Annotated in this window: 9 protein-coding genes and 1 pseudogene; 7 read left to right on the forward strand and 3 right to left on the reverse strand. The window is 60.1% G+C overall.

Going from position 1 to position 15,907, the window contains the following annotated elements:
• Window positions 1–177 precede the first annotated feature (177 nt).
• Together thiI and typA are read left to right on the forward strand one after the other, a co-directional pair.
• Complete coding sequence (gene thiI, locus M5G20_RS07070) at window positions 178–1,632, forward strand: tRNA uracil 4-sulfurtransferase ThiI (protein ID WP_075947182.1); 1,455 nt, start codon at window positions 178–180, stop codon at window positions 1,630–1,632.
• A 139-nt stretch (window positions 1,633–1,771) separates the two neighbouring features.
• Complete coding sequence (typA, locus tag M5G20_RS07075) at window positions 1,772–3,592, forward strand: translational GTPase TypA (RefSeq protein ID WP_034148560.1); 1,821 nt, start codon at window positions 1,772–1,774, stop codon at window positions 3,590–3,592.
• 218 nt (window positions 3,593–3,810) lie between these two features.
• Here typA and M5G20_RS07080 read toward each other — a convergent pair whose 3' ends face one another.
• On the reverse strand, window positions 3,811–4,248 hold the full coding sequence (locus M5G20_RS07080; RefSeq protein ID WP_150735507.1) for a YkgJ family cysteine cluster protein: 438 nt from the start codon (window positions 4,246–4,248) through the stop codon (window positions 3,811–3,813).
• Between the two features lie 255 nt (window positions 4,249–4,503).
• Here M5G20_RS07080 and M5G20_RS07085 point away from each other — a divergent pair, with 255 nt between their 5' ends.
• From M5G20_RS07085 to M5G20_RS07105, 5 genes are all read left to right on the forward strand, one after another.
• Complete coding sequence (locus tag M5G20_RS07085) at window positions 4,504–6,954, forward strand: glycogen/starch/alpha-glucan phosphorylase (protein ID WP_273918527.1); 2,451 nt, start codon at window positions 4,504–4,506, stop codon at window positions 6,952–6,954.
• A 261-nt stretch (window positions 6,955–7,215) separates the two neighbouring features.
• Complete coding sequence (locus tag M5G20_RS07090) at window positions 7,216–10,425, forward strand: DUF2339 domain-containing protein (RefSeq protein WP_273918528.1); 3,210 nt, start codon at window positions 7,216–7,218, stop codon at window positions 10,423–10,425.
• Window positions 10,422–11,783 carry a DUF3999 domain-containing protein gene (locus M5G20_RS07095; protein ID WP_273918529.1) on the forward strand — a complete coding sequence of 454 codons (1,362 nt, stop codon included), beginning with the start codon at window positions 10,422–10,424 and terminating at the stop codon, window positions 11,781–11,783. Before M5G20_RS07090 ends, M5G20_RS07095 begins: the two co-directional genes overlap by 4 nt.
• 273 nt (window positions 11,784–12,056) lie before the next feature.
• On the forward strand, window positions 12,057–13,067 hold the full coding sequence (locus tag M5G20_RS07100; protein ID WP_015093094.1) for a class 1 fructose-bisphosphatase: 1,011 nt from the start codon (window positions 12,057–12,059) through the stop codon (window positions 13,065–13,067).
• 3 nt (window positions 13,068–13,070) lie between these two features.
• Window positions 13,071–13,673, forward strand: coding sequence for a DUF924 family protein (locus M5G20_RS07105; protein ID WP_273918530.1), 603 nt, complete (start codon window positions 13,071–13,073; stop codon window positions 13,671–13,673).
• Between the two features lie 134 nt (window positions 13,674–13,807).
• On the opposite strand, the gene M5G20_RS30225 is transcribed toward M5G20_RS07105, so the two are convergent.
• Together M5G20_RS30225 and M5G20_RS30230 are read right to left on the reverse strand one after the other, a co-directional pair.
• Entirely contained in the window at window positions 13,808–14,572 is a 765-nt protein-coding gene (locus M5G20_RS30225) for a methyl-accepting chemotaxis protein (protein ID WP_371317842.1), read from the reverse strand.
• 93 nt (window positions 14,573–14,665) lie between these two features.
• Window positions 14,666–15,700: pseudogene (locus tag M5G20_RS30230) on the reverse strand (HAMP domain-containing protein); the annotation flags it as partial.
• Window positions 15,701–15,907 lie beyond the last annotated feature (207 nt).

Below are 15,907 nucleotides of genomic sequence, written 5' to 3' on the forward strand. Positions count from 1 at the left end.
TAGAGGCCCGAGACGCATAAAAGCCGGAATTCGCGCCCCCTAATGTAGCGCTCAAGTCTCTCTGTGACCTGTTTTGGTGCGTGCAAAACCTTCTGCACATTAACTGGTTAAACCTTGAGCAATTTCCGCTATAATCCGCGCCCCCCTTTTTCGGCAGGCCCTGCGCGCGCTGTTTCCATGAAATTAATCGTAAAAGTCTTCCCCGAGATCACCATCAAGAGCCGCCCGGTACGGATGCGTTTCATCCGCCAATTGGCCAAGAACATCCGTGCCGTGCTCCGCGATCTGGACCCGGCTGTGGTGGTGAACGGCGTGTGGGACAACCTCGAGCTGGAAACCCGTGTCAGCGACCCCAAGGCCCTGAAAGAGATGGGGGAGCGCCTGAGTTGCATGCCGGGCATCGCGCACTTCCTGCAAATCGACGAGTACCCGCTGGGGGATTTCGACGACATCGTTGAGAAGTGCAAACAGCATTACGGCGATGCGCTGGCCGGGAAGATTTTTTCGGTGCGTTGCAAACGCGCCGGCAAGCACCCATTCAGCTCCATAGACATCGAGAAATATGTCGGCAGCCAGTTGCGCCGTCAGTGCGGTGCCGCCGGGATCGACCTGAAAAAGCCTGAAATCGAAGTCCGCATCGAAGTTCGCGACCAACGGTTGTTTGTCATCCACAGCCAGCACAACGGCATCGGCGGTTATCCGCTGGGCGCGCTGGAGCAGACGCTGGTGTTGATGTCCGGTGGTTTCGATTCCACCGTCGCGGCTTACCAGATCATGCGACGCGGCCTGATGGCGCATTTCTGCTTCTTTAATCTGGGCGGACGAGCCCATGAACTGGGCGTTATGGAAGTCGCGCATTTCATCTGGAAGAAGTACGGCAGCTCCCAACGCGTGTTATTTGTCAGTGTGCCGTTCGAGGAAGTGCTGGGAGAAATTCTCGGCAAAGTCGATAACAGTCATATGGGCGTAGTATTGAAGCGTATGATGTTGCGCGCTTCTTCCCAAATTGCCGATCGACTGCACATTGAGGCATTGGTGACCGGTGAGGCGATCTCCCAGGTGTCGAGCCAGACATTGCCGAACCTGAACGTGATCGACTGCGTGACCGACAAACTGGTCTTGCGTCCGCTCATCGCCAGCCACAAGCAGGACATCATCGACCTGGCCAACGAAATCGGCACCGCCGATTTCGCCCGGCACATGCCGGAATACTGCGGCGTCATCTCGGTCAATCCGAAGACCGCAGCCAAGCGCCATCGCGTCGAGCATGAAGAGAAAGAATTCGATATGGCGGTACTCGAGCGCGCGCTCGAAAACGCCAAACTGGTGCCGATCGATCGCGTGATCGATGAATTGGGCCAGGATGTTCAAATTGAAGAAGTCAGCGAAGCGCTGGCCGGTCAGATCGTCATCGATATCCGTCATCCGGATGCTGCTGAAGACGACCCGCTGGACCTCGCTGGCATCGAGGTACAAACGATGCCGTTTTATGCACTGAACGCTCGTTTCAAGGAACTGGACCCTACTCGCCAGTACCTGCTTTATTGCGACAAAGGCGTTATGAGTCGCCTGCATGCCCACCATTTGCTCAGTGAGGGGCATGCCAATGTGCGCGTTTATCGACCGAGCTAAGTGCCCGGGGCTGTTTGCCTGTGGCTTGCGTCACCGGCCCCCCGACGCCGCCGTCAAGCTGTAACGGCAAGGCCTGACTCTACTGTAAATCGCTGCCAAGACTTGTCAGCGCACCGAATCCTCTGATCGAGATACACAAGTGATCGAAAATCTACGCAACATCGCCATCATTGCTCACGTTGACCATGGTAAAACCACCCTGGTAGACAAACTCCTGCGTCAATCCGGCACTCTGGAGCGCAACGAGCTCAACGACGAGCGCGTGATGGACTCCAACGACCAGGAAAAAGAGCGCGGTATTACCATTCTGGCGAAAAACACCGCCATCAACTGGAACGGCTACCACATCAACATCGTGGACACCCCGGGCCACGCCGACTTCGGCGGCGAAGTTGAACGCGTAATGTCGATGGTTGACTCCGTTCTGCTGCTGGTTGACGCTCAAGACGGCCCTATGCCGCAAACCCGTTTCGTGACCAAGAAGGCTTTCGAAGCCGGCCTGCGTCCGATCGTGTGCATCAACAAGGTTGACCGTCCAGGCGCGCGTCCGGACTGGGTTCTGGACCAGATCTTCGACCTGTTCGACAACCTGGGTGCCACCGAAGAACAGCTGGACTTCAAAGTCGTCTACGCCTCGGCCCTGAACGGTATTGCCGGTCTGGACCACAACGAAATGGCTGAAGACATGACCCCGCTGTACCAGTCGATCGTCGACAACGTACCAGCGCCGGCTGTTGACCGTGACGGTCCGTTCCAGATGCAAATCTCCGCACTGGACTACAACAGCTTCCTGGGTGTTATCGGTGTTGGCCGTATCGCCCGTGGTCGCATCAAGCCGAACTCCCCGGTTGTCGCGATCGGCGCCGACGGCAAGAAGCGTAACGGTCGTATCCTGAAGCTGATGGGTCACCACGGTCTGCACCGTGTAGACGTTGACGAAGCAGCTGCAGGCGACATCGTGTGCATCAGCGGTATGGACTCGCTGTTCATCTCCGACACCCTGTGCCACCCGGACACCGTTGAAGCGATGAAGCCGTTGACCGTCGACGAGCCAACCGTTTCCATGACCTTCCAGGTAAACGACTCGCCATTCTGCGGTAAAGAAGGCAAGTTCGTGACTTCCCGTAACATCAAGGAACGTCTGGACAAAGAGCTGCTGTACAACGTTGCACTGCGCGTTGAAGAAGGCGACTCGGCTGACAAGTTCAAGGTTTCCGGTCGTGGCGAACTGCACCTCTCGGTACTGATCGAAACCATGCGTCGCGAAGGCTTCGAAATGGCTGTAGGCCGTCCGGAAGTGATCATCCGTCTGGTTGACGGCGTGAAGCACGAACCGTTCGAAAACGTCACCATCGACCTGCCGGAAGAATCCCAGGGCAAGGTGATGGAAGAGATGGGCCTGCGTAAAGGCGACCTGACCAACATGGTGCCGGATGGCAAGGGCCGTGTACGTCTGGAATACAACATCCCTGCTCGTGGCCTGATTGGTTTCCGTAACCAGTTCCTGACCCTGACCAACGGTGCTGGCATCCTGACCTCGATCTTCGACCGTTACGACGTGATGAAGTCCGGCGACATGTCCGGCCGTCAGAACGGCGTTCTGGTTTCGGTTGAAACCGGCAAGGCACTGACCTACTCCCTGGAAACCCTGCAGGCGCGTGGCAAGCTGTTCGTAGAACACGGTCAGGAAATCTACAACGGTCAGATCGTTGGTCTGAACAGCCGTGACAACGACCTGGGCGTTAACCCTACCAAGGGCAAGAAGCTCGACAACATGCGTGCTTCGGGTAAAGACGAAACCATCGCTCTGGTTCCACCTGTTCGCTTCACCCTGGAACAGGCTCTGGAATTCATCCAGGACGACGAGCTGTGTGAAGTGACGCCTAAGTCCATCCGTCTTCGCAAGAAGATCCTGGACGAAAGCGAGCGTACCCGCGCTGCCAAGAAAGCCAAGGCATAAGATTTAGCCCTGGCTGAACGAAAACGCCCCCGGTCGAAAGGCCGGGGGCGTTTTTGTTTGTCTGGGGTTTGTGCGGTGCTTGTGCTGGCCCCATCGCTGGCAAGCCAGCTCCTGCAAGGTTTCGCGTCGTATATAAAATCTGTGTACGGCAACAATCACTGCAGGAGCTGGCTTGCCAGCGATGGCGGCCTGTCAGCCGCCACAAATCTCAGGAAATATCAGAACCGCTCGATCGAACGCGAACTCTGCTCGCGCACCACTTCCTTCGGCTTGTACGCGCAATACCCCGGTCGAGGACCGATTTTCGGGTGGTTGCGGCAAGTATCCGGGCGCTTTTCATAAATAGTGCACAGACGGCTCTTACGATCCAGGTACAGGCAATCGTTGTTGCTCATGCGCTGGAGAGTGAAGATTCCCGACTTCTGGTTGAACCGCTCGACCAGGCCCTCCTTTTGCAGGCGCTTGGCGATGTTCTTCGGCGGATCCCCCAGCTCGAATTCATCGACCACGCCGATACGGATCAGATCCTTGATCTTGACCTCGACCGGCAGGGTGCAGCAGCTGGACATGCACGAACCGCACATCGGGGCAGAATATTTTGCCCAGGTATCGAGTCGGTCGATCTCCGCGGCGGCGATCAGGTTGGGCTTCATCATCGGTTGTTACCAGCGTGTGCATCAGGGCGCGCGATCATACCGGGACGGGTGAATTTTTGAACAACCTTTCGCCAGATTTTTTCTTTGGTGTGCGGCAACCCTCTAATCCGGCACGGCCCCTGCATTGATTCCGGTTCACGACAATGTATTGCTGACGCTATTCGCACTTACAGGAAATACTGCCGAACCAGAGCCTCTACCGCCTGTCAGACCGACTAGGCTCAGACAACTCAAAGCTCGCTCGAGGTCCTATCGATGACTCAAGAACCACTTGTTCGCGAAGCAGAGGTGGCCGCATTCCGCGACGCCGTCTTGACCAAACTCACCTATGCGGTGGGCAAAGACCCGGATCACGCCTTCGACCATGACTGGTTCGAGGCCATTGCCCTGGCGGCGCGCGATCACATGGTCGAGCACTGGATGGACCACACGCGGCAGATTTACCGCAAAGGCCAGAAGCGTGTTTACTACCTCTCCCTGGAATTCCTCATTGGCCGCTTGCTCTACGACAGCCTGAGCAACCTTGGCCTGCTCGACGTCGCGCGCGAGGCCCTGACCGAGCTCGGTGTCGACCTAGAGCGCATCCGTCTGCTGGAGCCCGATGCCGCGCTGGGCAATGGTGGCCTCGGACGCCTGGCGGCGTGCTTCATGGAAAGCATGTCGACCTTGGGCATTGCCGGTCATGGCTATGGCATTCGTTATGAGCACGGCCTGTTCCGACAGGCCATTGTCGACGGCTGGCAACAGGAGCAAACCGAACACTGGCTGGATTTCGGCAACCCCTGGGAATTCGAGCGTCCCGAGGTGGTTTATCCGATCGGCTTCGGCGGTGGCGTCGAGACCGTGACCGATGAGGCCGGCAAGTCCAGGCAAGTCTGGCACCCGGCGGAAACCGTGCGGGCGATTGCCTACGACACACCCGTTGTCGGCTGGCGCGGGGCGAGCGTGAACACCCTGCGTCTGTGGCGGGCACGGGCCATGGAAGACTTGCACCTGGAACGCTTCAACGCCGGTGATCACCTGGGCGCAGTGGCTGAAGTGGCGCGGGCCGAGAGCATCTCCCGCGTGCTCTATCCAGCGGACAGCACCGAAGCCGGCCAGGAACTGCGCTTGCGTCAGGAATATTTCTTTGTCGCCGCGTCCCTGCAGGATTTGCTGCGCCGTCACCGCAACATGCACACCTCGGTACTGACCCTGGGCGATCACGCGGCGATCCAGCTCAATGACACGCACCCGTCGATTGCCGTGGCTGAACTGATGCGCCAATTGGTCGACGTCTATGACGTGGCGTGGGATGCCGCGTGGCAGGTCACCGTCGATACGCTTTCGTATACCAACCACACCTTGCTGCCCGAGGCGCTGGAAACCTGGCCGGTGGGGTTGATGGAGCGCATGCTGCCACGGCACATGCAGATCATTTACCTGATCAACGCCCAGCACATCGATTCGCTGCGCGCCAAAGGCATTCACGATTTCGACGTGCTGCGCGCAGTGTCGCTGATCGAAGAAGACAACGGCCGCCGGGTGCGCATGGGTAATCTGGCGTTCCTGGGTTCCCACAGCGTCAACGGCGTATCCGGGTTGCACACGCAACTGATGCGCAAAACCGTGTTCTCCGAGCTGCACAAGCTCTACCCGGAGCGGATCAACAACAAAACCAACGGCATTACCTTCCGCCGCTGGCTCTATCAGGCCAACCCTGAGCTGACCTCGATGCTGGTCGACGCGCTCGGTCCGGATCTTCTGGATAACCCCGAAGCGCGATTGCTCGATCTGGAGCCGTTTGCCGAGAAGACCGCGTTTCGCAAGGCGTTCGCCGAGCAGCGTTTGCACAGCAAGAAAGCCTTGGCGTATCTCATTCATGAGCGACTGGGCGTAGCGGTCAATCCGGCGGCGATGTTCGACGTGCAGGTCAAACGGATCCACGAGTACAAACGCCAGTTACTCAATTTGATGCACACCGTGGCCCTGTACCAGGCGATTCGCGCCGAGCCGGAAATCGATTGGGTGCCACGGGTGAAAATCTTCGCCGGTAAAGCGGCGGCCAGTTATCACCAGGCCAAGCTGATCATCAAGCTGACCAACGACATCGCCCGGGTGGTCAACAACGACCCGACCGTGCGTGGCTTGCTCAAAGTGGTGTTCCTGCCCAACTACAACGTCAGCCTCGCGGAGAGCATCATTCCGGCGGCGGATTTGTCCGAGCAGATCTCCACCGCCGGTTTCGAGGCGTCCGGCACCAGCAACATGAAATTCGGCCTCAACGGTGCGCTCACCATCGGTACGCTGGACGGCGCCAACGTGGAGATGTGCGAACGCATCGGCGCCGAACACATGTTTATCTTCGGTCTCAGCGCGCAGCAGGTTGAAGCGCGCAAGCAGAACCACGAGTTCAGCGCAGTGCCGGACATTGCCGCGTCTCACCGACTCAACGATGTACTGCAAGCGATCCGTGGCGGGGTGTTCTCGCCGGATGATCCGTCGCGCTACACCGGGTTGATCGATTCGCTGGTCGATTACGACCGTTTCCTGGTCTGCGCCGACTTCGATTCCTACTGGAGCGCGCAGATGCGGGTCGAAGCCCATTGGCATGATTCCAAGGAGTGGTGGCGTTCGGCGGTGCTGAACACTTCGCGCATGGGCTGGTTCTCGTCTGACCGGACGATTCGTGAGTACGCGACGGATATCTGGAAGGCGTTGGACTGACATTTTTGCTTGAGGCCCGGTGCTGACCGGGCCTGATCGATATACTGAGGGCGGTTCTGCCGTCAGGATTCAGAAACACCGCAATCCCTGTGGGAGCAGCTTGCTCGCGATGAGGGCCTGACATTCACCATCAATGTGAATGTAAGTCCGCCATTGCGAGCAAGCTCGCTCCCACAGGTTTTTGTGGTTTCACACTAGACTGATCCTGACACTGAATCGCCGGACACGCCCCGCCATGGGGGCCGCTTAGGGATATCGACCATGCAATGGATGTTGATGCTGATTGGCCTGGTGCTGGGCTGGATACTCGACGAGTCGTTCAGCGATGCGCTGCTGGGCGCGCTGCTTGGCCTGGCAATCGGCCAGGCCATTCGCCTTGGCCGTTTGGCTGTGCAGGCCGACGCGCAACGGCGCTTGCTTGAACAGGCGCAGGTGGCCTTGCATGCTGTCGAACAACGGCTGGCGGTACTGGAAGTGTCCGGCGTCAAAGTGCCCGAGGCCAGTGAACCGGTCATCAGCGCATCCGCTCCCGTCCCCGACATTGTGGTCGCGCAACCCCCCACTGAACTGGTCTGGGAGCTGCCGCCGGAACTCGAACCCGTCACCTCCGCAGCCACCGAAACCGGTCCTGCGCCATCGTTCGATGCCTGGAAACCGGAGGCGGTCGCCGGCGAGCCGCAGGCGCCTGCGGCACCCCAAGGCCCTGGCTTTATCGAACGCGCCATTAATGGCGCCCGTGCCTGGTTGTTCGGTGGCAACACCGTGCTGCGGGTCGGCGTGGTGTTGTTGTTTCTCGGTCTGGCGTTCCTGTTGCGTTACGCGACTGAAGGCGTGGTGGTGCCGGTTGAACTGCGTTACGCCGGTGTCGCGGCGGCGGCGTTGGGACTGCTGGGTCTTGGATGGTGGCTGCGCAGCCGAAACAATAATTACGCATTGATGCTTCAGGGTGCCGGGGTCGCGGTGCTGTACCTGACGGTGTTCGCAGCAATGCGATTGCATCCGCTGCTCGACCCTTCGACGGCGTTTGGGCTGCTGGTGGCGGTGACGGTGTTTTCGGCGATTCTCGCCATTACCCAGGATTCGTTGGGGCTGGCCGCTGCGGCTGCATTGGGCGGGTTTGCCGCGCCGATTCTGGCGTCCACCGGTAGCGGTAGCCATGTTGCGTTGTTCAGCTATTTTGCCTTGCTCAATGCCGGCATCCTGGCCATCGCCTGGTTCAAGGCCTGGCGAATGCTCAACGTGATCGGCTTCGTCGGTACCTTCGGCATCGGTTTCGCCTGGGGCGCACGCGCCTACACGCCGGAGCTGTTGTGGAGCACCGAGCCGTTTCTGATTCTGTTCTTCCTGATGTATCTGGCCATCGGTCTGCTGTTCGCCCGCCGCAAGTTGCTGGAGATCGGCGATGCGCCCGAGGGCAGCGACCGCAACGCACTCCTGCAGTGGTCGGCCCGCAAGGGCGACTACGTCGATGGCACGTTGCTTTTCGGTCCGCCGCTGGTGGGCTTCGGTTTGCAGTTCGCGTTGGTGCAACACCTGGAATTCGCCGCCGCGTTCAGTGCCTTGGCGCTGGGCATCATCTATATGGGCCTGGCCCGTCTGCTGTATAGCGGTCGTACGTTGCTGCTGGCAGAAACCTGCCTGGCCTTGGGCGTGATCTTCACCAGCCTGGCAATTCCGCTGGGGCTCGATGCGCGCTGGACGACAGCGGCTTGGGCCGTAGAAGGCGCGGGGATTTTCTGGCTTGGCCTGCGTCAGCAACGACCGATGGCCCGGGCATTCGCCCTGCTGCTGCAACTGGGTTCGGCGCTGACGTTTCTCAGCCAGCTGAGCGATGGCGAGGGCAGCCTTCTTGACGGTGTGCCGTTGGGTGCATTGCTGCTCGGTGTCGCGCTGTTGTTCAGCTTCTATCAATTGCATAAAGCCCCGCCCGAGCAGATGTCAGCGTGGGAGCGCAAAGGTGTTCCGGTGTTGGCTTGCCTCGGCCTGACATTCCTCTATCTGCTGGCGCCGCTGTTCTTCTTCACCGAGGGCACAACGATCAGTTGGGCGCTGGCCGGGTTGATCACGTTGTTTGTCGGTCTGCGCCTGCCGTCGCGTACCTTCGTGTTCACCGCCATGGCCGTGCAGTGGCTCGGGGGTGTGCTGTTCCTGGAGGTCGCACCGTTGTTCACCGAGGATTTACGGCCGTTGGCCCACGGCGGTTTCTGGACGCCATTGATACTCGGCCTGGCGGGGTTGGTCGGCGCCTGGCACGTGCAGTTCAGCAAGCCGGCCACGGCGTTTGATGGACTGACGCTGCAACGTCTGTCTCAGGCATTGCTGGTGTGGGGCGCGGGCTGGTGGGCGCTGGCGTGGGTCAGCGAAGTGCTGCGGTTTGCTCCACCGAGCCTGCAAGCAGCGTTGTTGCTGGCGGTCGCGGCGCTGAGCGTTGCGTTGTGGGCCATGCTGGCGTTGCGTCTGAATTGGTCATCACTGGCGTTGCTTTGCACTTTGCTGATCCCGGCTGCGGGCCTGATTTTGCTCGCCGCATGGCATTCGCGTTATCACCCGTCGGCCAACTTCGGCTGGCTGGCGTGGACGGCGCTGTTCGTGGTGCATTTCATCTCGCTGCGACGCCTGGCACCGCTGTTGCCTGCGTGGGCGCTCAGTGCCGCCCATGTACTCGGTTGCTGGCTGCTGATCGGCGTGCTCGCACTGGAGTTGCGTTACGGCTTGTTGCTGTTGTCCGAGCAATACAACGCCTGGCGCTGGTTGGGCTGGGCGATTCTGCCAAGCCTGTATCTGGTGCTAATGGCCGCGCCCCGAAATTGGCCGTGGCCGGTTTCGGATTATTCCCGCGAGTATCGTGTGTACGCCGCCGCGCCTTTGGCGTTGTTGATGCTGGGCTGGTTCTGGCTAGCCAATGCGCTCAGTGACGGCATGGCCGAGCCGCTGCCTTACGTACCGTTGATCAATCCGCTGGCGCTGGGATTGTTGTTTGCACTGTTCGGCGTGTACGTCTGGTCGCGCAGCGTCGTGACGCAACTGGAGGTGCGCAAGGACTACGCCGCGCGCGCCACGCAACTGATCGCTGGCGTCTCGCTCTTCGTGTTCTTTACTGCACTGGTGATGCGCACGGCGCACCATTGGGGCGGCGTGCCGTTCCAGCTCGATGCGTTGCTCGAATCCATGTTGGTGCAGGCCGGACTGTCGATCGTCTGGACGTTGATCGCCCTGAGTCTGATGATCGGCGGCCATTTGCGTCATCGTCGCGAAGTCTGGCTGATCGGTGCGGCGCTGATCGGCGTGGTGGTGGCGAAGCTGTTCTTTGTCGAATTGAGTAACCGTGGCGGGCTGGCGCGGATCGTGTCGTTTATCGGCGTTGGTGTGTTGCTGTTGGTGGTGGGCTACTTTGCCCCGTTGCCGCCCAAGCGCGCCGAAGCGGCGGATGCCGGAAAACCGGCCCCGCAAACAGGAGGAGTGTCGTCTTGAGTCAAAAGCTGAACCTGAGTTGGTTGGGCGTGGTTGCCATGGGGATGGCGCTCTCGGCTGGCGCACAGGAAAAACTCGCGGACTTCACCACGCAAGTGCCGCTGTCCGTCAGCGGCGAGGGGCCGTGGTATCGACTTGAGCTGCCATTGGCGGTGCAATTGAATGCCCGGCAAACCGACTTGAGCGATGTTCGCGTGTTCAACGCCGATGGCGAGTCACAGGCCTACGCCCTGGCGCGGGCCACTCCCCAAGCGAAAGACGGCCGAACGCTGACCGACGTCAAATGGTTCCCGCTGTACAACTCGGCGGACGCCACCGAGCACGCGCCGAGCGTGCGGGTGCAATCGAGTGACAACGGCACGCTGGTCGAAGTGCAGCCTTCCAGTCAGTTGGAGGCAGGCGAGGAAGAGTTGCGCGGCTGGCTGCTCGATGCCAGCGTAATCAAGGCGCCGTTGCAGCAATTGATCCTCGACTGGACCAGCGAGCGCGACGGCTTCCAGCGCTTTACCATCGAGGCCAGTGACGATTTGCAAAACTGGCAGTCCTGGGGAGAAGGGCAGGTCGCGCGACTGACCTTTGCCGATGAGCGGGTCGAGCAACATGAAGTCGGCCTGCCGGGGCAATCGGCGCGCTACTTGCGTTTGCTGTGGGAGACACCGCAATCGGCGCCGATCCTGACGTCGGCGCAACTGCAAAGCAGCCGCAGCCTGCCGCTGCCGTTGGTCTGGTCGCAAGCGTTGGCCGGCAGCAGCGTGAAGGCCGGTGAGTACACCTGGCAATTGCCGATGGGCGTCAATGTCGAGCGAGTGCAGGTCGAGCTGAGCCAGCCCAACAGTCTGGCGCCGGTGATGCTGTCCGGTCGTCGTGATAGCAGCCTGCCGTGGCAACCGTTGAGCAGCGGTTTACTTTATCGCCTGACCCAGAGCGGCCAGGACGTGGTGCAAGACCAATTGCAGTTGCCGGGGCAAACCGTGCAGCAATTGAAACTGACCGTGGACGAGCGCGGCGGTGGCTTGGGCGCGCAGGCACCTTTCGTGAAGTTCGCCGTGCGGGCAACGCATCTGGTGTTCCTGGCACGCGGGCCGGGGCCGTATACGCTGGCGCTGGGCAATACGACCGTGAAGGCAGCAAACCTGCCTTTGTCGACGCTGATACCGGATTACAGCGCGGCGAAACTGGCGACACTGGGCAAAGCTGCGGTGGATGGCGGGGTGGTGACACCGACGGCTGCGACAGTGCCGGTGACGGTGGGCACCGACTGGAAGAAATTCGGCCTGTGGGCGGTGCTGTTGCTCAGCGTGCTGTTCCTGGCGGCGATGGCCTTCAGTCTGTTGCGCAAACCGCCGGTCAAACCTTGAAGTCCGGGTGCTGCGCCCCCGATCGCTGGTAGCCAGCTCCCACAGGTACTGCGGTGTCCCTGTGGGAGCTGGCTTGTCAGCGATGGCGTCGGAACTGACCCTGAATTATCGAAACTGCCCTCTATCGGTGCCTCACATCCGGCCCATTTCCATCTACGCTCAACCCCGCGCATGAACTCTCTTCAGCCGATCACGTCTGATAGGAGGAAATACGCCCCGACTCGCGTTAAACTGCGCGGGTTTTTAGCCCCCCCCCATTCCTCGGAGCCTTCCATGTCCCGCGTTACCTTGAGTCGCTATTTGATTGAGCAGACCCGTAGCAACAACACTCCTGCCGATCTGCGCTTCCTGATCGAAGTGGTGGCGCGTGCTTGCAAGGAGATCAACCACGCCGTGTCCAAAGGCGCGCTCGGCGGCGTTCTGGGCAGCATGGGCACTGAAAACGTCCAGGGCGAAGTGCAGAAAAAGCTCGACGTGATCTCCAACGAGATCCTGCTCGAAGCCAACGAATGGGGCGGCCACCTGGCCGGCATGGCGTCCGAAGAAATGGACAACGCCTACCAGATCCCGGGCAAATACCCGAAAGGCGCGTACCTGCTGGTTTTCGATCCGCTGGACGGTTCGTCGAACATCGACATCAACGCTCCGGTCGGCACGATCTTTTCGGTACTGCGTTGCCCGAACGAATATCTGAGCCAGAACGAGCCTTTGAATGAAAAGGCCTTCCTGCAGCCAGGCACCCAGCAAGTCGCCGCCGGTTACGCGATCTATGGCCCGCAGACCATGCTGATCCTGACCTTGGGCGACGGCGTGAAAGGCTTCACCCTGGACCGTGAAATGGGCAGTTTTGTACTGACCCACGAAAACATCACCATTCCTGAAGCCACCCAGGAATTTGCCATCAACGCGTCCAACCAGCGTCACTGGGAAGCCCCGGTACAGCGCTACGTAGGCGAGCTGTTGGCAGGCGATGAAGGCCCGCTGAAAAAGAACTACAACATGCGTTGGGTTGCCGCGATGGTCGCCGACGTACACCGCATCCTGACCCGTGGCGGTTTGTTCATGTACCCACGCGACAGCCGCGAGCCTTCGAAGCCGGGCAAACTGCGCCTGATGTACGAAGCCAACCCGATGTCGTTCCTCGTGGAACAGGCGGGCGGTGCTTCCACTGACGGTCACCAGCGCATCCTCGACATTCAGCCGGAAGGCCTGCACCAGCGCGTAGCGGTGTTCCTCGGTTCGAAAGAAGAAGTGGCCCGCGTAACGGCTTACCACAAGGAATAAACCATGACTGCGCCCTGGCAGCCGTTGCTCGAATGGTGGTTCGGAACCTCTGAATCAGCAAAGGAAGTGGCGGCGCAAAAGGGCAGGTTGTGGTTCGGCAAGCGTGACAGCCAGGACCTCGAAGCGCGCGAGCGTTTCGGGGACTGGGTCGAGCAGGCACTGGCCGGCGGATTGACCGAGTGGGCGCAACGTCCCGAAGGTTGGCTGGCGCTGGTGCTGTTGCTCGATCAACTTCCGCGAATGATCTTTCGCGACTCTCCCAAATCCTTTTCCGGCGATCTCAGGGCTCAGGCACTGGTAGCGCAAGGCATTGCTGCGGATTTCGATCGGCAGTTGCAGCCGATCCAGCGAGTGTTCATTTATCTGGTGCTGGAGCACTGCGAGCACCTGGCGGTGCAGAACGAATGCATCTCGCGGTATATCGAGCTGGTGGCGCAACAATCCGAAGATGACCGGGCGTTGTTTGCCGATTATCTGGATTACGCCGAGAAGCATCAGAAAGTGATTGCGCAGTTTGGACGGTTTCCCCATCGCAATGCGGTGTTGGGGCGCGAATCTACGGCAGAAGAGTTGGCGTTTCTGTCGAAGCCGGGATCAAGGTTTTAGAATTGTATTGCCGCTGATGCCGCCATCGCTGGCAAGCCAGCCCCTACAGTGTCATGTGTCGGCACACAAAATGTGTGCCCGACAACGATCATTGTGGGAGCTGGCTTGCCAGCGATGGGGCCAGCGAAAGCGCCTTAGATCCTGAAACTACCCACCAATTGCTTCAACCGCGCCGCTTGCTGCTCAAGGTCAGCACACGCGCGCAAGGTCGCTTGCAGGTTCTCCACACCTTCCTGATTCAGCGTGTTGATCTCGGTGATGTCGACGTTGATCGATTCCACCACGGCCGTTTGCTCTTCGGTGGCGGTCGCTACCGACTGGTTCATGCCGTCGATTTCGCCGATGCGCTGGGTCACGCTGCCCAGGCGTTCGCCGGCCTGGTTGGCGATACCGACGCTGCTTTCGCTCTGGCGCTGACTGTCGGTCATGATGCCCACGGCCGCACGGGCGCCGACTTGCAGTTCTTCGATCATGGTCTGCACTTGCTGTGCGGAGTCCTGGGTGCGATGGGCAAGGTTGCGTACTTCGTCGGCGACCACCGCGAAACCGCGTCCGGCCTCACCGGCTCGTGCCGCTTCGATGGCGGCGTTGAGCGCCAGCAGGTTGGTCTGCTGGGAGATGCTGGTGATCACTTCCAGAATCTGCCCGATGTTGACCGTGTTGCTGTTGAGCGTCTCGATATTGCCGCAGGAATCGCTGATTTTTGCCGAGAGCTGCTGCATCGCCGCGATGGTTTTATCCACCACCTGCTGGCCGTCTTCGGCCAGGCTGCGCGCATCGCTGGAGTGCTGCGAGGCGAGGGCGGCGTTCTGGGCGATTTCCTGGGCGGCGGCGCCGAGTTGATTGATCGCCGCGGCCACGCTGCTGGTGCGCGAGGCTTGCTGGTCGGAGTTGTACATCGACGAGTTGGAGGCCGCCACCACACGCAGGGCGACTTCGTTGACCTGGCCGGTGGCCGAGGACACTTCGATGATCGAGGTGTGAATGCGCTCAACGAAACGGTTGAATGACAGCCCCAGCGCGCCGAATTCGTCGTGACCGTGAATGGTCAGGCGTTTGGTCAGGTCACCCTCGCCTTCGGCGATGTCATGCATGGCGCGACCCATGGTCAGCAGCGGTTGCATCAACAGGCTGATCAGCATGCCCAGCAGTGCGATGATGATCACCACGGCAATCACCATGGCGATGAATGCCGAGGTGCGGAATTCACTGAGCATCGAGAACGCGGTGTCCTGGTCGAGCACCAGTGCCACGTACCAATCCGCCGACGGCACACCGTTGACGTGGGTGAAGGAGATGAACTGGCGCTTGCCGTCGATCTCGACTTCTTTCATGCCCGGGCTGACGTTCGGCGCACCGTTGGGGTAAGCCTCGGCCAGGTTCTTGAGCACCAGTTTGTTGTCCGGGTGGATCAGGATCTTGCCATCGGCGCCGACGATGAACGCGTGGCCGTGACCGCCGAAGTTCAGCGAGTTGATGATCGCGCTGACGCTGGACAGGTCGATGTCGGCGCCGGCCACGCCGATCATCTGGCCCTGACGTTGCACCGGTGTGGCCACGGTGATCACCAGTTTGCCGGACGAAGCGGCGATGTACGGCTCGGTGACGATGGTCTGTTGCGCGCTGTTGGCGGCCTTGTACCAGCCACGGGCGCGTGGGTCGTAGTCTGGCGCACGGTTGCCGGCCGGGACCGAGAACATCACCCCGTCGGCGCCACCGAAGTAACTCAGCTGGAAATTGCCGGTGTAGGCGGGCAGGTCGATGATCCGTTTCAGGCTGGCCGGGGCATTGCCGTCGGCACTCACCTGCTGGGCCATCGATTGCAGCAACTGCATGCGGCTTTCCAGCCAGGTCTGGATGTTGCTGGTGGTCAGGCTGCCGAGTTCCTGCATCGACGCTTCGGTGCTGCTGCGCAAGGTCTGCCGTTGGCGATAGTCGTTGAACAGGATGAAACAAGCGAATGCGACGGCCACCACGAGGGCGGCAGCCAACAAAATCTTGTGGCTGAACTTCATGTTTCGAGTCATTGGATGAGCTACCGCAGGAAATCTGGTCAACAAAGGGGGGCAATGGCCACCGACGTGGCTTTGCGTTGCATTTGTGTCGACTGGGCGGCGCCAAAGATTAGGCGGATTTGCGCAAATCCGACGAAATACTCGATAGCCATGCAAAGTGGCTGATTTGCCGGATAAAGACAGACGAGTGGCCTAACAAATAGGCCGCCGGGCAGGGAA

The organism is Pseudomonas sp. TNT2022 ID1044, assembly GCF_028656895.1.
Taxonomy (GTDB): Bacteria; Pseudomonadota; Gammaproteobacteria; order Pseudomonadales; family Pseudomonadaceae; genus Aquipseudomonas; species Aquipseudomonas reinekei.